17 protein-coding genes are annotated in these 19,533 nt (G+C 59.5%); all 17 read left to right on the plus strand.

The genetic code is table 11. The features are described from left to right. The first annotated feature begins 6 nt into the window (after nt 1–6). The 17 genes from efp to EGX79_05900 all read left to right on the plus strand — a co-directional run bounded on the left by efp (nt 7) and on the right by EGX79_05900 (nt 19,525). Nucleotides 7–570, plus strand: a complete 564-nt coding sequence (efp, locus tag EGX79_05820; protein AYX81735.1) for an elongation factor P — start codon at nt 7–9, stop codon at nt 568–570. Nucleotides 571–618: 48 nt separating this feature from the next. After that, nucleotides 619–1,323, plus strand: a complete 705-nt coding sequence (nusB, locus tag EGX79_05825) for a transcription antitermination factor NusB (GenBank protein ID AYX81736.1) — start codon at nt 619–621, stop codon at nt 1,321–1,323. A 251-nt stretch (nt 1,324–1,574) separates the two neighbouring features. Then, the gene (gene pyrR / locus EGX79_05830) at nt 1,575–2,144 is read left to right on the plus strand and encodes a bifunctional pyr operon transcriptional regulator/uracil phosphoribosyltransferase PyrR (GenBank protein AYX81737.1); all 570 of its coding nucleotides are present in this window, start codon (nt 1,575–1,577) and stop codon (nt 2,142–2,144) included. After that, nucleotides 2,141–3,094 (plus strand): aspartate carbamoyltransferase catalytic subunit, encoded by a 954-nt coding sequence (locus EGX79_05835; protein ID AYX81738.1) that lies wholly within the window; start codon nt 2,141–2,143, stop codon nt 3,092–3,094. Before pyrR ends, EGX79_05835 begins: the two co-directional genes overlap by 4 nt. Next, the gene (locus EGX79_05840; GenBank protein AYX81739.1) at nt 3,095–4,456 is read left to right on the plus strand and encodes a dihydroorotase; all 1,362 of its coding nucleotides are present in this window, start codon (nt 3,095–3,097) and stop codon (nt 4,454–4,456) included. A gap of 86 nt (nt 4,457–4,542) precedes the next feature. Continuing rightward, entirely contained in the window at nt 4,543–5,727 is a 1,185-nt protein-coding gene (locus tag EGX79_05845; protein ID AYX82746.1) for a carbamoyl-phosphate synthase small subunit, read from the plus strand. A gap of 24 nt (nt 5,728–5,751) precedes the next feature. Continuing rightward, nucleotides 5,752–9,111, plus strand: coding sequence for a carbamoyl-phosphate synthase large subunit (locus EGX79_05850; GenBank protein AYX81740.1), 3,360 nt, complete (start codon nt 5,752–5,754; stop codon nt 9,109–9,111). 1 nt (nt 9,112) lies between these two features. After that, complete coding sequence (gene pyrF / locus EGX79_05855; GenBank protein AYX81741.1) at nt 9,113–9,982, plus strand: orotidine-5'-phosphate decarboxylase; 870 nt, start codon at nt 9,113–9,115, stop codon at nt 9,980–9,982. Between the two features lie 421 nt (nt 9,983–10,403). Further along, a complete protein-coding gene (locus tag EGX79_05860) occupies nt 10,404–10,730 on the plus strand; it encodes an integration host factor (protein AYX81742.1) in 327 nt (108 codons plus the stop codon). A 5-nt stretch (nt 10,731–10,735) separates the two neighbouring features. Then, nucleotides 10,736–11,308 (plus strand): guanylate kinase, encoded by a 573-nt coding sequence (locus EGX79_05865; GenBank protein AYX81743.1) that lies wholly within the window; start codon nt 10,736–10,738, stop codon nt 11,306–11,308. A gap of 117 nt (nt 11,309–11,425) precedes the next feature. After that, nucleotides 11,426–11,704: a DNA-directed RNA polymerase subunit omega gene (locus EGX79_05870; GenBank protein ID AYX81744.1), complete on the plus strand. Its 279-nt coding sequence runs from the start codon at nt 11,426–11,428 to the stop codon at nt 11,702–11,704. 27 nt (nt 11,705–11,731) lie between these two features. After that, nucleotides 11,732–13,012, plus strand: a complete 1,281-nt coding sequence (coaBC, locus tag EGX79_05875) for a bifunctional phosphopantothenoylcysteine decarboxylase/phosphopantothenate--cysteine ligase CoaBC (GenBank protein AYX81745.1) — start codon at nt 11,732–11,734, stop codon at nt 13,010–13,012. 118 nt (nt 13,013–13,130) lie between these two features. Then, a complete protein-coding gene (locus EGX79_05880) occupies nt 13,131–14,348 on the plus strand; it encodes a methionine adenosyltransferase (protein AYX81746.1) in 1,218 nt (405 codons plus the stop codon). Nucleotides 14,349–14,397: 49 nt separating this feature from the next. Continuing rightward, nucleotides 14,398–16,434, plus strand: coding sequence for a primosomal protein N' (locus EGX79_05885; protein ID AYX81747.1), 2,037 nt, complete (start codon nt 14,398–14,400; stop codon nt 16,432–16,434). A gap of 60 nt (nt 16,435–16,494) precedes the next feature. Then, nucleotides 16,495–16,998 carry a peptide deformylase gene (gene def, locus EGX79_05890; GenBank protein AYX81748.1) on the plus strand — a complete coding sequence of 168 codons (504 nt, stop codon included), beginning with the start codon at nt 16,495–16,497 and terminating at the stop codon, nt 16,996–16,998. Nucleotides 16,999–17,092: 94 nt separating this feature from the next. Beyond that, nucleotides 17,093–18,067 (plus strand): methionyl-tRNA formyltransferase, encoded by a 975-nt coding sequence (locus EGX79_05895; GenBank protein ID AYX81749.1) that lies wholly within the window; start codon nt 17,093–17,095, stop codon nt 18,065–18,067. Next, a complete protein-coding gene (locus EGX79_05900; protein ID AYX81750.1) occupies nt 18,068–19,525 on the plus strand; it encodes an rRNA small subunit methyltransferase B in 1,458 nt (485 codons plus the stop codon). It begins immediately after the preceding gene. Nucleotides 19,526–19,533: the final 8 nt, after the last annotated feature.

Here is a 19,533-nt window from a genome sequence, read left to right on the forward strand (position 1 = left end):
GTTTAGTTGGCTACCACCGCAGATTTTAAAAACGGTCTAGTTATCAAGCACGACAATAAGCTTCAGCAGATCGTGGAGTTCCAGCACGTCAAGCCAGGTAAGGGTCCGGCATTCGTCCGCACCAAGCTGAAGGACGTTCTGACCGGCAAGGTTGTTGACAAGACTTTCAACGCTGGCGTCAAGATTGAGACTGCTACCGTCGACCGTCGCGACATGACGTACCTGTACCACGACGGTGAAGGATACGTCTTCATGGACGACAAGACCTACGACCAGATTTCCATCCTGGACGCTCAGATGCCGGAGGGTGCTAAGTTCCTGCTTCCGGAAACCACCTGCCAGGTGTCCTTCCATGAGGGCAACGTTCTTTTCGCTGAAATGCCTGTTTCGGTTGAACTGAAGGTTGAGCAGACCGACCCGGGTCTGCAGGGCGACCGCTCCACCGGTGGCACCAAGCCGGCAACTTTGGAGACTGGCGCTGAGATTCAGGTGCCGCTGTTCATCGAAACCGGCGACGTACTGAAGGTCGACACCCGTGACGGCTCCTACCTGTCCCGCGTCAACCACTAATTCCCTCATCTAGTTCACCCTTTTGTTGAGAGCGATACATACACATCCATGACTGAAAAGGATCACAAGTCCGTCGAGACCCCGGATGCGCAGGAGTCCGCGAAAGTTCGCGAACCTAACTACAAGCGCCACGGCGCGCGCTACCGTGCGCGCCGTCGTGCGGTAGATCTGCTATTTGAGGCCGAGCAGCGAGGCGTCGACGTCGTCAAGCTTCTTGAAGAGCGGCTGGAAATGGTCCGTAATCCCGATCTGGATGTGAATCCAATTGCGGAGTACACCGAGCAGATCGTGCGCGGTGTAGCTGCGGAAATTATCGGTATCGACTCGACGATTTCTTCGTACCTGACGGAGGAGTGGCCGCTGCGTCGCCTACCGGCAGTCGACCGTGCTATCTTGCGTCTTTCCACCTGGGAGCTGTTCTACAACTCCGACGTGCCTCCGCGTGTGGCCGTGGTGGAAGGCGTTGAGCTGGCATCGGAATACTCCACTGATGTGGCGGCACCGTACATCAACGCAGTTCTCGATGCCGAGGCCAAGATTGCCGACCAGGCACGCCTGGCAGCAGCAGCTGTTAGCACTTCGGTGGGCGAGTCCCAGTTCGACGAGGCTATTCAGGCACAGGCTGCTGCAAATGAGGAAGCTGACAAGGCACTGGCTGACTCCGATGAGATGGCTAAGATTACCGGCCTGGACATGAGCGATATTGCCAAGCTGGTGGCTGAAGACGTGGCTAAGAGCGAGAACGGGTCCTAGCCAATCAAAGCGGCCGGGCTCACTGCGAGCCGATCACAGTCGGTTCTCGCGGATTGTCTGAAACTCCAAGTCCCTTTTTTGGGGGCTTGGAGTTTTGTTGCATTTAGAGGCAATTTAAGTGTGAGTGCTATTCTGGTCAGCGGAAGTTTGCACCGCGCCCGTAGTTGCGAGTCATGCAAACTGATAATCAAATATCCACAATCAAGACATCCTTTAACGGACCGCACTGAGAGGCGGGGAAGGAGGTCACGATGAGCGAAGGAACGCCGCAAACAACCGAGCTGCTCAATGCAGACGAAGTTGCACGTACCATCGCGCGCATCGCGCACCAAATTATTGAAAAAACTGCGCTGGATAGCCCAAATGCTGGGCGCGTAGTTCTCCTCGGTATTCCATCTGGTGGCGTACCGCTGGCGGAGAAGCTAGCCGATTTGATTGAACAGTTCTCCGGCATTCGCCCGGAAACTGGATCGCTTGATATCACCCTGTACAGGGATGACTTGCGCAAGGGCCCGCACCGCGCCCTGCAGCCCACGAACATTCCAAACTCCGGAATCGACGGCACCACCGTTGTTCTCGTAGACGATGTCCTCTTCTCAGGTCGCACAATTCGTGCCGCACTCGACGCTATTGCTGACATCGGTCGCCCGCGAGTAATTCAGCTTGCAGTGCTGGTTGATCGTGGTCATCGTCAACTACCAATTCGCGCCGATTACGTCGGTAAGAATCTGCCAACTTCCCGCGACGAAGACGTCGATGTGCTGGTAGAGGCACTTGACGGCCGTGACGCGGTTATTCTCACCCGGGCGGAGGAACAGTGAAACACCTGATTAGCATTGCGGATTTGACCAAGGATGAAATTGTCGGCCTGATGGATGAGGCCGATCGTTTCAAGGAGGTCATCCGCGGTCGGGAAATTAAGAAGCTGCCGACCCTGCGCGGCCGCACTATTTATAACCTCTTTTACGAGAACTCCACGCGTACCCGCTCTTCTTTTGAGACTGCGGGTAAGTGGATGAGCGCCGATGTTATTAATATCTCGGCTTCCTCTTCCTCTGTGAAGAAAGGCGAAAGTCTGAAAGACACCGCGCTGACTTTGGATGCTATCGGCGGCGATGCCATCGTCGTTAGGCACCCATCGTCGGGCGCGGCACAGCTGATCGCCAAGTGGACTGAGGAATTTGGCAACGGCCCATCGATCATCAACGCGGGTGACGGAAAGCACCAGCACCCGACGCAGGCTCTCCTGGACGCGGTGACGTTGCGTCAGCGCCTCGGTGGAATTGAGGGGCGCAAGGTCGTCATCGTTGGCGATATTTTGCACTCTCGCGTCGCTCGCTCTAACGCCGATCTGCTAAGCAAGCTCGGCGCCGAGGTCGTCTTCGTCGCGCCACCGACGCTGCTGCCGTTTGGCATCGAGACCTGGCCGGTGCGTGTTGCCTACCGCATGGAAGACGAGATTCGCGATGCTGATGCCGTGATGATGCTCCGCGTTCAGCAGGAGCGCATGAACGGAGGCTTCTTCCCATCCCATCGCGAATACGCCACTCGCTACGGGCTGTCGAAGGCTCGCGAGAAGATGCTTCGCGACGACTGCATTGTGATGCACCCAGGCCCGATGCTTCGTGGCATGGAAATTAACGATGCCGTCGCTGATTTGCCGCGCACTGCCGTGCTGCAGCAGGTAGCCAACGGTGTCCACGTCCGCATGGCAGTTCTTTTCACACTGCTGACCTCAGGTGTTTCCGCCAACTTGGAAGGGCAGGCATAAATGTCGAATCGCAATGAGTATGACGAAGCCTCGTACCCCGAGGTAGGACCATTGGCAGCACCCGCACGGGGACAGCTGCTGCTGAAGGGTGTGCGTCCCTACGGTGAAGGCGAAGACGTCGACGTCTTGATTGAAGATGGCGTTATCGCTGAGATTGGAGAAAATCTCACGGCCGAGGACGGGGTAGAGGTCCTGGAGTTCGACTCCCTCGTTCTCTTGCCAGGCCTGGTTGACATCCATGTGCACCTGCGGGAGCCGGGCCGTGAAGATACGGAAACCCTGGCCACTGGTTCCGCTGCCGCAGCACGCGGTGGTTTCACCGCAGTGTTCACTATGGCCAATACCGCGCCGGTAACCGATGACCCCTCGATTGCTGAGTCGGTGTGGCTCAAGGGCCAGGCGCTGAACCTCTGCGACGTTCACCCGGTCGGATCCATTACTAAGGGGCTGAAGGGCGAGACGCTGACTGAGTTCGGCATGATGGCAGACTCGCAGGCGAAGGTACGCATGTTCTCCGATGACGGTAAGTGCGTTGACAATCCGCTGATTATGCGCCGCGCGATTGAATACGCCCGCGGCGAAGACGTATTGCTGGCGCAGCACTGCGAAGATCCGCGTCTGACCGCAGATGCATCGGCTCACGAAGGTCCGACCGCCGCACGACTCGGCCTGACCGGGTGGCCGCGCGTAGCTGAGGAGTCCATCGTGGCCCGAGATGCCATTATGGCTCGCGACTACGGCGGACGCATGCACATCTGCCACGCTTCCACCGAAGGCACGGTTGAGCTGGTCAAGTGGGCAAAGGAGCATGATATTCCGCTGACCGCCGAGGTTACCCCGCATCACCTGATCCTCACCGATGAGAAGTTGGAGACCTACGACGGCGTCTACCGCGTCAATCCGCCGCTGCGTGAGCAGCGCGACACCCTGGCTCTGCGTCAGGCTCTGATTGACGGGATCATTGACTGTGTCGCTACCGACCACGCTCCGCACGGCTCTGAAGAAAAGTGCTGCGAGTTCGAGCACGCTAAGCCCGGCATGCTTGGTCTGGAGACCTCGATGCCAATCATCGCCGAAGAGTTCGTTTTGAAGGGCGATTGTGATTGGCGCTGGCTGGCCAAGGTCATGAGTGAGCGTCCCGCTCAAATCGTGAAGCTACCGGGGCACGGCCGTCCGATTGCTGTCGGTGAGCCTGCCAACCTGACCGTTGTTGACCCGGGCAAAAAGTGGACGGTCCGCGGCGAAGACCTGGCGTCGAAGTCTGAGAACACTCCATATGAGGAAATGGAGATGGCCGTGTCCGTGGCAGCTACCGTGCTGCGCGGTAAGGTGACCGCTCTTAACGGAGAGGTCGCTGGATAATATTCATGTCAACGCATAAAAATTCACATGCGTCCCGTATGATTAATGTAAATTCCTCGCACGCTACCCAACTGAAAGGCAATAACGTGAGCAACGAGTCGCAGGCCGCGGCCGCTACAGCGGCAGTCCTGGTATTGGCAGATGGCCGAGTGTTCCGCGGACGCGGTTTCGGCGCCACCGGTACAACCCTGGGTGAGGCAGTTTTTACCACCGCTATGACGGGCTACCAGGAAACCCTGACGGACCCGTCCTACCACCGCCAGCTGATTGTGGCTACCGCACCACAGATCGGCAACACCGGTTGGAACGATGAGGACTACGAGTCCCGCGGAAACAAGATTTGGGCAGCTGGCTTTATTATCCGCGATTTGTCGCGCATTCCCTCCAACTGGCGCTCGGAGCGCAGCTTGGAAGATGAACTGAAGGCACAGGGCATCATCGGTATCCGCCAGATTGATACCCGCGCGCTGGTTCGCCATTTGCGCGACAATGGCTCGATTGCCGCTGGTATTTTCTCCGGTGAGGACGCACAGCAGCCCGTCGATAAGCTGGTGGAAATCGTTCGCGCTCAGCCTGCGATGAAGGGCGCGGATCTGGCTCGCGAGGTCAGCACCGATGAGGCCTATGTCGTGGAACCGCAGGGGGAGAAGAAGGCACGTGTTGTGGCCTACGACCTGGGCATCAAGTCCAACACCCCGCGTGAGCTGGCTAAGCGTGGCCTGGAAGTCGTAGTTGTTCCGGCGAACACTCCGTACGAAGATATTAAGAAGGAATACCAGCCGGACGGTGTCTTCTTGTCCAACGGCCCGGGTGACCCGGCAACTGCTGATGAGATGGTTGCGGTCGCCAAGGCTGCCCTCGATGACGGCATGCCGCTATTCGGTATCTGCTTCGGTAACCAGATTCTTGGTCGCGCACTCGGCCTGAATACCTACAAGCTGGTCTTCGGTCACCGCGGCGTCAATGTTCCGGTGAAGGACCACCGCACTGGCCGTATTTTTATCACCGCTCAGAACCACGGTTTCGCACTTGAAGGCAAGGCCGGCGAGAGTTTCGATACCCCGTGGGGCGAGGCAGAGGTTACGCACACCTGCCTTAACGACGACGTCGTGGAAGGTGTCGCACTGAAGAACGGCATGGCCTTTTCTGTGCAGTACCACCCGGAGTCCGCAGCCGGCCCGCACGATGCGCACTCTCTCTTTGATGACTTCCTGGCGCTGATCCAGAAGGTCGATTTCAACAAGTCCGCAACCGGAAACTCGAACAAGTAGGAAAGGGCTAAGGGACCTAACACCATGCCACGTCGTACAGACATCAACCACGTACTGGTTATCGGCTCCGGCCCGATTGTTATCGGTCAGGCCTGCGAGTTCGACTACTCCGGCACCCAGGCTTGCCGCGTGCTGCGCGAAGAGGGCCTGAGAGTCACGCTGGTCAACTCCAACCCGGCAACGATTATGACTGACCCGGAGTTCGCAGACTCCACCTATATCGAGCCGATTGAAACCAAGTACATCGAAAAGATTCTGGCCAAGGAAGCTGCAGAGGGCAACCCGATTGACGCTGTCCTGGCAACTCTCGGTGGCCAGACTGCACTGAACGCAGCTATTCAGCTGGACCGCGAGGGCATTCTGGAGAAGTACAATGTCGAGCTGATTGGTGCTGATATTCCGGCCATTCAGCGCGGTGAGGATCGCCAGATGTTCAAGGACATCGTCGCCAAGATTGGTGGCGAATCCGCTCGTTCCCGCGTCTGCCACAACATGGAAGAAGTCCATGAGACTGTTGCAGAGCTCGGTCTTCCGGTCGTTGTTCGCCCTTCGTTCACCATGGGCGGTCTGGGTTCCGGTCTGGCCTTCAACCAGGAAGACCTCGACCGTATTGCAGGTGGCGGCCTGGCCGCATCGCCCGAGGCCAATGTTCTGATCGAGGAGTCCATCCTCGGCTGGAAGGAATTTGAGCTCGAGCTCATGCGCGATGGCGACGACAACGTCGTCGTGGTCTGCTCCATTGAAAACGTTGATGCCCTCGGTGTCCACACTGGTGACTCGGTGACTGTCGCCCCGTCGATGACTCTGACCGACCGCGAGTTCCAGACCATGCGTGACCAAGGCATCGCAATTCTGCGTGAGGTCGGCGTTGACACCGGTGGCTGTAACATCCAGTTCGCCATCAACCCGAATGACGGCCGCATCATCACCATTGAGATGAACCCGCGTGTCTCCCGCTCGTCGGCGCTTGCTTCCAAGGCAACTGGTTTCCCGATTGCAAAGATTGCTGCCAAGCTGGCTATCGGCTACACCCTCGATGAGATCACCAACGACATCACCGGTGAAACCCCGGCAGCGTTTGAGCCGGTGCAGGACTACGTGATTGTCAAGGCTCCACGCTTTGCTTTCGAGAAGTTCCCAGGTGCTGACGATACGCTGACCACCACCATGAAGTCCGTCGGTGAGGCCATGGCTATCGGCCGTAACTACATCGGCGCGCTCGGTAAGGTCATGCGTTCGCTGGAGAACAAGCCAGCTGGTTTCTGGACTGTTCCGGATGAGGACTTCGCAGGTGAGCGCGCAAACGATGTCAACGCTGTCCTTGAGGATCTGAAGCGTCCGACTGAAGGTCGCATCTACGACGTTGAGCTGGCTCAGCGTCTGGGTGCTTCCATCGAGCAGATCCACGAAGCTTCCGGCCTGGATCCGTGGTTTATCGCCGAGATGGAAAACCTGCAGGATATCCGCAAGGAGCTTATCGACGCTCCGGTGCTGACCTCCGACCTGCTGCGTGAGGCTAAGTACTGGGGACTGTCCGACGCCCAGATTGCTGCGCTGCGTCCGGAATTGGCCGGGGAAGACGGCGTGCGCGAGCTGCGCTGGCGCCTGAACATCCACCCCGTATTCAAGACTGTCGATACCTGCTCCGCCGAGTTCGAAGCACAGACTCCGTACCACTACTCGGCATACGAGCTGGACCCGGCTGCTGAGTCCGAGGTCGCCCCGCAGACCGAGAAGGAAAAGGTCATCATCCTCGGTTCCGGTCCTAACCGCATCGGCCAGGGTATTGAGTTCGACTACTCCTGTGTCCACGCGGCGCTCGAGCTCTCCCGGGTTGGGTACGAGACCGTCATGGTCAACTGCAACCCGGAAACGGTTTCCACCGACTACGACACCGCAGATCGCCTCTACTTCGAGCCATTGACCTTCGAGGATGTCCTCGAGGTCTACCACGCTGAGAGCCAGTCCGGAAAGGTCGCAGGCGTCATTGTTCAGCTCGGTGGCCAGACTCCGCTGGGCCTGGCGGAGCGTCTGCAGGCCGCAGGCGTTCCGATTGTCGGCACTAGCCCAGAGGCAATCGACCTGGCTGAGGACCGCGGTGAGTTCGGCAAGGTGCTGGCTGAGGCGAAGCTGCCGGCGCCGGAGTTCGGTACCGCCACCTCCTTCGCAGAAGCTCGCCAGGTTGCCGCTGGTATCGGTTACCCGGTGCTGGTCCGTCCGTCCTACGTCCTCGGCGGCCGTGGCATGGAAATCGTCTACGATGAGGCCACTCTGGAGGACTACATCAACCGCGCTACCGAGCTGTCCAATGAGCACCCGGTACTGGTTGACCGCTTCCTGGACAGCGCCATCGAGATTGATGTTGATGCACTGTGTGATGGGGAAGAGGTCTACCTCGGCGGCGTTATGGAGCACATTGAGGAAGCCGGTATTCACTCCGGCGACTCCGCGTGTGCGCTGCCTCCGATGACTCTGTCTGCAGGCATCATCGACAAGGTGCGTGAATCCACCAAGGCACTGGCACACGGCATCGGTGTCAAGGGCCTGATGAACGTTCAGTACGCACTCAAGGACGAGACGCTCTACGTCATCGAGGCCAACCCGCGTGCATCTCGTACCGTACCGTTTGTCTCCAAGGCAACCTCAGTTCCGCTGGCTAAGGCCGCGTCCCGCGTCATGATGGGCGCTACTATCGCGGAACTGCGCGAAGAGGGCATGATTCCGTCCAACTTCGACGGTGGCTCTCTGCCTGCTGACGCTCCGATTGCGGTTAAGGAAGCCGTCCTGCCGTTCAACCGCTTCCGCGACTTCGAGGGCCGCGCTCTCGACAGCCTGCTGAGCCCGGAGATGAAGTCCACCGGTGAAGTCATGGGCTTGGCAGACAACTTTGGTGCCGCTTTCGCCAAGGGCGAGCTGGCCGGTTTCGGTGAGCTGCCGACCGAGGGCACGATCTTCGTCTCGCTGGCCAACCGCGATAAGCGCACTCTGGTCTTCCCGATCCTCACGCTGGCGGATATGGGCTTCCGCATCCTGGCAACGGAGGGTACGGCCGGTATGCTGCGCCGCAACGGTGTTGAGTGTGAGGTCGTCGCAAAGCGTACGACTGATTCCGATGCGCCGACGGACGAGCGCGACATCGTCGACATGATTCGCGACGGTGAGGTTGACATCATTATCAACACCCCGTCCGGTTCTGCTGGCGCACGCTCTGACGGATATGAGATTCGCGCTGCTGCTGTGAGCCAGGGCGTAACTTGTGTGACCACCGCTCAGGGGGCCGTCGCCGCACTGCAGGGCATTCTGGCACTGCGCAACGGTGAGATGAGCGTTAAGGCTCTGCAGGAACTCCACCCGGCAGAGTTGGCTGCTCAGGAGCAGGCCTAACATGACCGCGAAGGCTGAAGGTTCCGCAGTGCGGACAGTCAAAGGTTTCGGCGATCGCCTCAGCGAGGTTGTCGCCGAGCGCGGTCGGCTCTGCGTGGGCATCGACCCGCACCCGGGGCTGCTGGATGCCTGGCAGTTGCCGCATTCGGCTGACGGTCTAGAGCGTTTTGCCGCCACATGCGTCGAGGCGTTCGGTGACATCGTTGCCGTCGTCAAGCCCCAGGTGGCGTTCTTCGAAGCCTACGGTTCCAAGGGCTTTGCCGTCCTGGAGCGGACGTTGGCGGATCTGAAGGACGCCGGTGCGCTGTCGATTGCAGATGCCAAGCGGGGCGATATCGGTTCGACGATGGCTGCATACGCTGATGCCTGGCTGTCGGATAGCTCGCCGCTAGCCGCCGACGCACTGACGGTATCTCCGTACCTTGGGTTCGGTGCTCTTGATCCGGCGTTTTCGTTGGCGTTGGAGAACGGACGCGGCCTGTTCGTGCTGGCCGCAACGTCCAATCCGGAAGGTGCGTCCGTACAGAAGGCGACGGTTTCGGGTGAGAGTCTGGCTCAGACCATGGTCAACCAGGCAGCCGCTATTAATGCCCGCCAGATTGACGCTGGTGCAAAGGCGGGCAGCATCGGCGTTGTTGTTGGCGCAACGCTTGACGACGCCCCGGTGCTCAGTGACCTGCGTGGTCCCATTCTCATGCCCGGTGTGGGAGCTCAGGGTGGAACCCCGGCCGATGTAGATCGTCTGGCAGGGGAATCCAAGGGGCTTGCACTGCCAAGTATTTCGCGTGCAATTCTCTCCGCTGGGCCTGATCCTGCTGCGCTGCGGCGCGCAACTATTGAAGCTGCGGCTCCGTTCCTATCCGAGAGTTAACAGCGAATCGACAATTTGGCAGAGGCCCGCAGGGCGCACCTCATAGAACAGGTGCCCCTGCGGGCTTCTTCCGTACCTAGCTGCCGAGATTTTCCTAATGAGCCTCAGGTGGCGGCGGAGTAGGTATAGGCAAGTTACTGTGACGATTCCTGGGAGATTTCGTACAAAAACCGTGGTCAATTTCCATTCTCCTGGGCAAACGGTGCTACAATCGCCGGAGTTGGTTGACCACGACCGAAAGGTGGGGCGGATAAAGCCCTGGTGTCATTTTTATCGACACCCCGTCAGCATTTGCCTCAACAACCGGTAAGTGCGGTACGGTCTCCAATCGTTAAGCACGGTGTCGTTGCCTGCCCTTGGTGGACGCGAGGCTCGTGCAAGTAAATAAGAAGCTAACCAATCTATTTTTACGGAGGAACACGTGGCCCTTCCGCAGTTGACCCCGGAGCAGCGTGCAGCAGCACTCGAGAAGGCAGCTCAGGCCCGCAAGGTACGCGCAGAGCTCAAGGACAAGCTGAAGCGTGGCGCTATCGACCTGCCAGAGGTTCTCAAGCAGGCTGACGAGAACGAGATCATCGGCAAGATGAAAGTCTCCGCTCTGCTCGAGGCTCTGCCGAAGGTCGGCAAGGTCAAGGCACAGGACATCATGAATGACCTGGAGATTGCTCAGACCCGCCGCCTGCGTGGCCTGGGTGACCGTCAGCGTCGCGCTCTGCTGGAGCGCTTCGGCTACGCAGTGGAGGACTAGTCGCAGTGGCCGGGAATGAAAACGGTCAGCTGGTAGTCCTTGCCGGCCCTGCCGGTGTGGGAAAATCCACTGTTGTCAGTCGGCTCCGTGCCGAGGTTCCCGGACTGTACTTCAGCGTTTCCATGACCACCCGCGCCGCACGGCCGGGTGAGGTCGATGGCCGCGACTATTTCTTCGTGACCCCGGAGAAGTTCCAACAGCATATTGATGCAGGAGAGATGCTCGAGTGGGCTGAAATCCACGGTGGTCTGCAGCGTTCTGGTACGCCGCGTGGCCCGGTGGATAAAGCTCTCGCCGAGGGACGTCCGGTACTCGTTGAGGTGGATCTGGCGGGAGCCCGCTCCATCCGTAAGGTAGCGCCGAATGCTCACCTGCTGTTCTTGGCTCCGCCAAGCTGGGAGATTCTCGTCAGCAGGCTCACTGGTCGTGGCACGGAAACCGAGGCGCAAGTCAAGCGTCGCCTGGAAACCGCGCGAGTGGAAATGGATGCTCAGCACGAATTCGATGAGGTTGTTGTCAACGACAATGTCGATGATGCTGTGGCGGCCATCGCTCAGGCGCTGACTACTGGCAAGTAACAGGGCGACTCCACATCATCGATAGTAGAAATCGTTTCCAAGCAATGGTGTTTCTATTGCTCCGACGGTTTCTATTGTCACCCCAGTAACTCACGTTCTATTGAGGAAAGATTTCTCGTGACCCAGGAAAATACCGCCACCGAGGCAGTGTTCGACCCGCCAATTGGTATTACCAATCCGCCGATCGATGAGCTGCTTGGTAAGGCTTCTTCGAAGTACGCTCTGGCTATCTTCGCTGCCAAGCGTGCACGCCAGATTAATGACTACTACCAGCAGATTGACGAAGGCATGCTGGAGTACGTTGGCCCGCTGGTTACTCCGGGGGTCGCTGAGAAGCCTCTGTCCATCGCTCTTCGTGAAATCAACGCTGGTCTGCTGGACCACACTGAGGGCTAGAGCATTTCCTTAAGGGGAGATATCTGTATGCATGCCGCCGGTAATGCTGACGTATCCGAATGTTTAAAGGTTGTCGTCGGGGTTGCCGGCGGCATCGCTGCATATAAGGCCGCACACGTTGTTCGTGGCTTCAAGGAACTCGGTCACGATGTTCGCGTCGTTCCCACCGAGTCCGCATTGAATTTTGTAGGTGCGGCTACTTTCGAGGCGCTGTCGGGGAACCCGGTGTCGACTACGGTTTTTGACGCAGTCGATGAAGTTCAGCATGTCCGCGTGGGGCAGGAGGCCGACCTCGTCGTCGTGGTTCCCGCGACTGCCGACTTTATGGCGCGTGCCGCACACGGGCGTGCCGACGACCTTCTCACCGCAACTTTGCTTGTGGCGACCTGCCCGGTGGTTCTGGCTCCTGCCATGCACACTGAGATGTGGAACCATCCAGCTACGCGCGATAATGTCGCGATTCTTCGTCGCCATGGCACTATTGTCCTCGATCCGGCCCATGGCCGTTTGACTGGTAAGGACACTGGTCCAGGTCGTCTGCCGGAGCCAGAGCAGATAGTTTCGCTGGCATTAGCGGCAGTCGAGAATCCGCGCCACTTCCGCCGCGACTTCGAGGGCGTGCGCTTCATGATTACTGCCGGTGGCACCCGTGAGGCTATCGACCCGGTACGTTTTATCGGCAACCACTCCTCAGGGCGTCAGGGCTTCGCGCTAGCTGAGATGGCAGCACAGCGTGGCGCTCAGGTCACTGTGGTGGCAGGACATACAGATCAGTTGCCGACACCGCTGGGCGCGAATGTTGTAAAGGTTGATTCCACTTTGGAGATGGCCAAGGCCGCCCACGAACACTCCAAGTTGGCCGATGTCTGCATTTTTGCCGCTGCCGTCGCCGACTTCCGTCCGGCATCGACCGCTGGGGCCAAGATGAAGAAGGGCGTCGCAGACGACGCTTTGAGCAACATCCAGCTCGTAGAAAACCCTGACATTCTGGCTACCACTGTGGAGCGGCGTAAAGCGGGCGAGATTCCGGCAACCACGACGATGGTGGGCTTTGCGGCTGAGACCGGCGACGAGACGACGACGCCACTCGAGCTTGCGAAGCAGAAAATTGTGCGCAAGGGCTGCGATTTGCTCATGTGTAACGACGTCTCAGGTGGGCAAACTTTCGGTGCGACGGACAATGTCGGATGGTTGTTGTCTCTCGATGGCGAGCAGTGGGACGTGCCGCGGGGCTCAAAATTCTCGGTGGCCGGTTCGATTTTGGATGCAGTTTCCGAGCTGCGACAGGAACCTCAGCCAGCGGAGTAGCGGAGGCCTACTACGGCGACTGAACCGCTTGGTCTATAATTATCGAATCAAACGAAAACCCACGCCGCAGCGACACCGCAGGCGTGGGGAAATGATCTAGAAGAAAGTTGTACTGCTCGTGGCCTCTAATCTTCGGCTGTTTTCCAGTGAATCTGTTACCGAGGGGCACCCAGATAAGATTTGCGACTCGATTTCGGACTCCATCCTTGACGCTATGCTCGCGCAGGATTCTGCATCGATGGTCGCCGTTGAGACTGTGGTGACTACCGGTTTAGTCCATGTTGTTGGCGAAGTTCGCACGAAGAGCTACGTTGACATCCCCGGTATTGTCCGGAGTCGACTGAAGGAGATCGGTTTCGATTCTTCTGAAAAGGGCTTTGACGGCAAGACCTGCGGCGTCTCCGTTTCGATCGGTGAGCAGTCCTCAGATATTCACGACGGTGTGCACACTTCTCTGGAAGCACGCAGCTCTGATGGCGAAGTCGAAGCAGAAGATCTCAAGGGCGCTGGCGACCAGGGGCTGATGTTCGGCTACGCTACCAACGAAACTCCGGAGTACATGCCGCTACCGATTGCGCTGGCACACCGCCTGGCTCGCCGCTTGACGCAGGTACGCAAGGAAGGCATCGTCCCATCGCTTCGACCGGATGGTAAGACTCAGGTCACCTTCGCTTACGACGAAGACAATAACCCGGTGTACTTGGACACTGTTGTGGTGTCCACGCAGCACGACCCGGATGTGACCCAGGAGTGGATTACCGAGCAGATTAAGACTCACGTAGTCGATTGGGTGCTCGACGACGCTAACTTGCGCGAGCGCTTTGTTACCGATGAATTGAAGCTGCTGGTCAACCCGTCTGGCCAATTTATTATCGGTGGGCCGATGGGCGATGCCGGCCTGACCGGCCGCAAGATTATCGTCGACACCTACGGCGGTATGGCTCGCCACGGTGGCGGCGCATTCTCGGGTAAGGACCCGTCAAAGGTGGACCGCTCCGGCGCTTATGCCACCCGTTGGGTTGCGAAGAATGCCGTGGCTGCGGGTCTGGCTGACCGCCTGGAGATTCAGGTCGCCTACGCTATCGGCCGCGCTCGCCCGGTAGGCCTTTACGTCGACTCTTTCGGCACCGGTCACGTTTCAGACGACGCCATCCGCGAGGCTATCAACAAGGTCTTCGACCTTCGTCCGGCCGCTATTATTCGTGACCTGGACTTGCTGCGCCCGATTTATGCGCAGACCTCCACCTACGGTCACTTCGGCCGAACTGACTTGGACCTGCCGTGGGAGCAACTCAACCGTGTTGAAGAGCTCCGCGCAGCCGCTGGCCTGGGATAAACACCACCCGCCAGCATGACCCTGGGGTGGGGAAGTAGAGTAAGACTCTATGACCGACGCCCCCTTCGCACCCGCCGCCGCAGCTGAGAAGCTGCCAGTCGCGCGGGTGCTTCCACTTTTGGGGCTGCCGCAGTTGGATCGCCCCTTCGATTACCTGGTTCCGCGCGCGCTAGCGGAGGAAGCGGTTGTCGGTTGCCGGGTGCGGATTCGATTCCACGGCCAATTGGTCAATGCGCTGGTGCTGGAGCGCTGTGCCACGCCCACTCACGACGGCAAACTGTCCTATCTCAAGGATGTCATCAGCACTGAGGTTGTCTATCCGCCACAGCTTCGACGGTTGGTGGATTCTCTGGCGGAGTATTACGGCGCAACACGCTCAAACATCATTCGCTCCGCCATCCCAACCCGCCATGCACGGGCCGAACGTGCCCGCAAGGAGAACATGCCCCCGACGTGGGAGGAATTGGGAAAGCTTGCCACCGAGGATCCGGATCTTTCCGCTTGGGGCAACTATGTCTTCGGCGAATCCTTTGTCGATTCCGTCCGCAAGGGCGCCCCGGCACGCGCAGCGTGGCAGCCAGTTCCAGGGGAACAGGTGGCAGCCATGCTCGCCGCGCTCAGCGTTTCGGTCGCCCGCGATGGTGGCGGTGTTCTCATCATTGTGCCGGACGCACGCATGCAGGCGCGCTTCGAGAGCGCTTTTCGCGAGCTCATTTCTGCCCGTCAGCTCACTCTTCTCGGGGCTGGTCTCGGGCCCGAGTCCCGCTATCGCCGGTACCTGGATATCCTGCACGGCCAGGGGCGCATAGTCGTCGGCACGCGTTCGGCAGCGTACGCCCCAGTGCAGAATCTGCGTTTAGCAGTGATTGTCGATGATGGCGATGACAACCTCGTAGACCCCCGCGCACCCTACGTCCACTCTCGCGAGGTGCTGGTCACGCGAAGTGCGCAGGAGGGATGCGCTCTTATTTTTGCATCGTATAGCCGTACAGCAGAGGTGCAGCTGCTGGTCTCCTCAGGTTGGGCGCACAATCTGGTTGCAGGCGCCGACGCCCTGGCTGAATCCATGCCGGAGATGATTGCCTCCACGGACACTTCCGAAGACCCGGATGACGTCAGTAGGGGACGCCTTCCTGCCATCGCTTTTCGACGGGCAAAAGCCGCGCTGCGCGAAGAGCTTCCGATTCTGGTCCAGGTACCCCGCAAGGGATATGTACCGACATTGTCGTGTCGTTCCTGTGGTGCTCCTGCGCGCTGTCGCTGGTGTAACGGTCCACTGGGAATTCCACCGTCCGATAACCCGGACGATCCGGCGCCGCCGACCTGTCGGTGGTGTGGCCGCATCGACATCCACCACCGTTGCCATAGCTGCGGTTCCACCAAGATTCGGCCAGTCGTGGTCGGCAGTGAACGTACGGCGGAAGAGTTTGGTCGTATTTTCAGTCCATTCCCAGTCGTCGCTTCCTCTGGCGAACGGATTGTTGACGACATTCCCGAAGGCCCGAGGGTCGTGGTGGCCACGCCGGGAGCCGAGCCTTATGCGCCGGAGGGCTACGGTGCAGTGATGCTGCTGGACACTTGGGCGATGCTCGGCCGGCAGGACTTGCGCGCTCATGAAGAGGCCTATGCGCATTGGTCTCGAGCTGTCACGCTTGCGCGACCGCGGGAGCGAGGAGGGGCAGTGGTTATCGATGCGGATGCTGCAGTCCCGACTGTGGCCGATCTTCTGGCATGGGACGCGGTAGGCGCTGCGAACAGGGAATTGGCCGACCGTACAGCCGCCACTCTGCCTCCGGCCTTTCACGTGGCAGCGGTGGACGGGACTGAAGAGGGCCTGCGTAACTTCATGGAGTCCCTGGAGGTTCCATCGGGCGCGGAAATCCTGGGGCCGGTAGACCTTCCCCGCAACGCCAGACCACCAGCAGGCGTGGAACCGGGTACACCTATTCAGCGGATGTTGGTGCGCTGTGACCGTCGGCAAGCACGGGCGGTGGGAGCGGCGTTGAAGGCAGCACAGGTCGTTCGAGCGACCAGGAAGGACCCGACGCCGGTGCGCGTTGTCGTCGATCCGATTAATTTCGGCTAGCTGCTAAAATGAGCGCGTTATCGCTTGATTCACACCAGTTTTCTTGGAGGCTCTAAGTTCATGGCAGTTCGTGAGGTACGTCTTTTCGGCGATCCGGTGTTGCTGTCCAAGGCGGATACCGTCACTGATTTCGACGCGACGCTGTCGCACCTGATTGATGACATGTTCGACACGATGGACGAGCAACAGGGCGTCGGGCTCGCGGCAAACCAGGTCGGCGTGCTGCAGCGCGTTTTCGTCTACGACTGCAACGGCACCCGCGGGCACATCGTCAATCCGGAATGGGAAGCCATCGGCGACGAGACTGTCCACGAAATCGAAGGATGCCTATCTATCCCGGGTATTAATGGACCCGTGACTCGACACGCACGTGTGCGCGTTACTGGCCAGGATCGCCACGGCACACCGGTGAGCTTCGAAGCTGATGATTTGCTGGCTCGCTGTGTGCAGCATGAAAGCGACCACCTGGATGGTGTGCTGTTTTTGAAGCGTCTCGAGGGCGACGAGCGCAAGACCGCGATGCGTTCTCTGCGTGAGCAGGACTGGTTCCTCAACCGCGGTTAACTCACCTGCGCCTAGACCCCTGGGTGTGGCGCCCCGAGTTTCATTACTAGATTAACTAGAACAACTAGGTCCACCAGGAAGGAATCCACTTACTGTGCGCCTGATTTTTGCCGGAACCCCGGAACCTGCTGTCGTTGCACTGAAGAAGTTGCTCGAAGACTCCCGTCATGAAATCGTCGCTGTTCTCACTCGCCCCGATGCCCGCCGTGGCCGCGGTAAGTCGCTTTCGCCCTCGCCGGTGAAGGCTCTGGCCTTGGAACACGACATTCCCGTGCTCACCCCGACGACCCTGCGCGATGAAGAGATCCAGCAGCAGATCCGCGAATTAAACGCCGACTGCATCCCGGTGGTCGCCTACGGCAATCTCGTGCCGGAGGAATTGCTCGATGTACCGACGCACGGCTGGGTCAATCTGCATTTCTCACTGCTTCCTGCTTGGCGAGGTGCCGCGCCGGTGCAGGCAGCTATCGCTGCCGGCGATGAAGTCACGGGTGCCAGTACTTTCCGGATTGAAAAGGGTCTGGATACCGGACCAGTTTTCGGTACCGTCACCGAAGCGATTCGCCCGACCGATAATGCCGACGACCTTTTGACCCGCCTGGCATACTCCGGCGCGGATCTTCTAGCCGCCACCATGGACGGCATCGAAGCCGGTGCGTTGCGTCCGACCGCTCAGCCAGAACAGGATGTCAGTTACGCCGCTAAGTTCGGGCCGGAGGATGCCCGAATCGTTTGGACTCAGCCGCGACATCTTCTTGACCGCCGCGCTCGTGCATTCACGCCTGCCCCAGGTGCGTGGACAACTCTCGACGGCGCACGTTTGAAGGTCGGAGAGCTCACCCCGCTTTCCGACGAGGACAGCGCCGCGGTCGACGAGGTGCGAAAGGCAGCTGCTCCGGAGGCGGCAGCCGCCACACCGGGTGAGTTGGTAGTGGAGAAGCACCGAGTATCTGTGCGTTGTGCCGATGGCTATGTGCAGCTGGTGAAGGTGCAGCCACAGGGTAAGAAGATGATGGATGCGTCCGACTGGGCGCGAGGTAGCCAACCCGGCGGAAAGGTCTGCGAGTAAATGGGCAACGACAAACCCCGCCACACCGGTGGCGGACGGCAGCGCGGCAACCGCAGCGGACAGAACCGCAATGACCGCAACCGTAACCGTGACAACAGAGGTGGGGACAATCGCGGTGGCATTGACCAACCGCGCAAGGTCGCACTGAAGGTACTAGCCGACGTTCGCGAGAATGATGCTTACGCGAACCTGCTGCTGCCCAGGTTGCTGAAGGCACACAAGCTCAAGGGTCGGGATGCTGCTTTTGCAACTGAGCTGACGTACGGCACACTGCGGGCGGAAGGCCTGTTGGATGCCGTGATTGAGGCATCGTCGTCACGCCCGTTAAACGATATTGCTGGACCGGTGATGGATGTGTTGCGCCTGGGCACGTACCAGCTGCTGCGTACGCGCGTCGATGCCTACGCGGCGGTCGATACCTCGGTGCGGGCGGTGGCGAAGGTAGCGGGACCTGGTGCGCGCGGCTTTGTCAATGCCATTTTGAGGAAAGTTTCCTCGAAGACCGAAGGCGAATGGGTGGCTGAGGTCGCGCCGGATCCTGCGACCGATCCGATTAGCTACGTAGCGATGAAGCATGCCCACCCGCGCTGGATTGCGATGGAGTTTGCCCGCGCACTCGGTGCACAAGCCGGTGAGCTGCAGCAGGCACTCGCTGCCGACGATGCGCGCCCGTTGGTGCACTTGGTCGCTCGTCCGGGCGAGATTACTGCTGAGGAATTGGCACTGATCACCGGCGGTGAAGAGGGACCGTGGTCGCCGTACTGCGTGCGCTTGGATTCCGGTGCCCCAGGAGAATTGGAGCCGGTCCGACAGGGCTTGGCTGCGGTGCAGGACGAGGGTTCTCAGCTCATTGCGCGTGCCGTCACCATGGCACCCGTTGCCGGTGAAGACAGCGGCCGCTGGTTAGATTTGTGTTCCGGCCCCGGTGGTAAGTCAGCTTTCATCGGCGGCATCGCAGCTATTGAGGGCGCGAAGCTCGACGCTGTTGAGGTATCTGCGACTCGCGCAGAACTGGTGAAGAAGGCCACGGCCGGGCTGCCAGTGACTGTAACCGTTGCGGATGGTCGCGATACCGGGCTGGAGGCAGGCTTTGACCGCATTTTGGTAGACGCGCCGTGCTCTGGTTTGGGCTCGCTTCGCCGTCGCCCGGAAGCGCGCTGGCGGAAGTCGCCGTCCGATCTGAACTCCTTGACTGCGCTGCAGTTTGAACTGCTCAGTGAAGCTGTGCGTCTGGCACGGCCGGGTGGCATCATCGTCTATTCCACGTGTTCTCCGCATCTGCGGGAAACCAGGGGCATTGTCGATAGGGCAGTGACGGAATTGCCGGTGACGGAGCTGAATGCACACGAGTTGGTAGCGCCGATGACTGATGTCGGACCGTATCCATCTGTGCAGATGTGGCCACACCGCCACGGTACCGATGCGATGTTCTTCTCAGTTTTGCGCAAGAACGACTAGGCTCAGAG

Origin of the sequence: Corynebacterium jeikeium (genome assembly GCA_003955985.1) — a bacterium.
Lineage (GTDB): Bacteria > Actinomycetota > Actinomycetes > Mycobacteriales > Mycobacteriaceae > Corynebacterium > Corynebacterium jeikeium_D.